Raw genomic sequence first — 1,055 nt, forward strand, 5'->3', positions numbered from 1 at the left:
ACCGTGAATACCGTACTGAATATCGTTTAGGGCTAATAAAGTATCTAACCCTGGATCCTCCATAAACACGCTCCTTTGTCATAACTATTAATATAGAGGGGTTGATTTCAGGTGTCAACTGCTGGGTTGCAGGCTATTGTGTGGAGCATGAGATGGCTTCGTTGTTGCACTCCACCACAAACGCTCGCCTTGGGCCCGTTGGCTCTGGGGCGTTGAGACACTCAACTAACATTATAAGCACCGCCTGGGTGTCTTGCTTGTCGTGGTTGTGTTCCAGCCCCCAAAGATTGCTGCCGCCACGTTGCACATTTGATCCCACCCAGTTATCCACTGACAATCTCTCCTTCATCAAGAAGCAGATAGGCCAAGTGTGGTCGGTAACGCTCAAGCCCCCCCTGTGGGAGGCCAATTCATTGGGCGACTGCCTGAGCAAGCACGAGTGCCGCCGTCATCGCGGGCTAAAGCCGCCTCCCACCAGGCTATTTCCCAGCGGCCGCGGGTACACTGCAGCCTCAAGCCCAGGGGGGGCAGGGCAATCGGGTGACTGCCTGGGCGTTGAGCAGAAAGTCATCGGAAGGCATAAAAAACAGGCAGAAACGACAAGGGCAGCCCGATTCGGTGGCTGCCCTTGTGTGAGCAAAGGAAGGGTGTCGCTTGGGATCAGTGCTTATCTTCCCTGCGTAGCCTGGTAATCTCGTCAACCGCCAACCCGGTCGCTGCAGCTATCTGCTCGTCACTGAGCACGCCCAGCTTCAACAAATTGCGAGCGGTTTTTTCAATACCCAGCTTCTCACCTGCCTGACGACCTCTTTCTTCCCACAGCTCAGGCCATTTTTTAATTCGCTCTGCCAGCATGTCGTGTACCTCATGGCAGCCCCATTCGGTGGCTGCCCTTTTGTAGGCAAAGGAAGGGTATCGCTCGGTATCAGTGCTGATCTTCCCTGCGTAGCCTGGTAATCTCGTCAACCGCCAACCCGGTCGCTGCGGCTATCTGCTCGTCACTGAGCACGCCCAGCTTCAACAAGTTGCGAGCGGTTTTTTCAATACCCAGCTTT

1 protein-coding gene is annotated in these 1,055 nt (G+C 54.7%); it reads right to left on the reverse strand.

The genetic code is table 11. The features are described 5' to 3' along the window. Positions 1 to 660: 660 nt before the first annotated feature. Positions 661 to 855 (reverse strand): hypothetical protein, encoded by a 195-nt coding sequence (locus tag B7L72_RS14055; RefSeq protein ID WP_081195097.1) that lies wholly within the window; start codon positions 853 to 855, stop codon positions 661 to 663. Positions 856 to 1,055: the final 200 nt, after the last annotated feature.

The organism is Halomonas sp. BC1, assembly GCF_002078135.1.
In the GTDB taxonomy this organism is placed as follows: Bacteria; Pseudomonadota; Gammaproteobacteria; order Pseudomonadales; family Halomonadaceae; genus Vreelandella; species Vreelandella stevensii.

Bases quoted from the DNA above. Each gene is read 5' to 3' on its own strand.
- B7L72_RS14055 (WP_081195097.1), bottom strand. From the start codon at position 855: ATGCTGGCAGAGCGAATTAAAAAATGGCCTGAGCTGTGGGAAGAAAGA.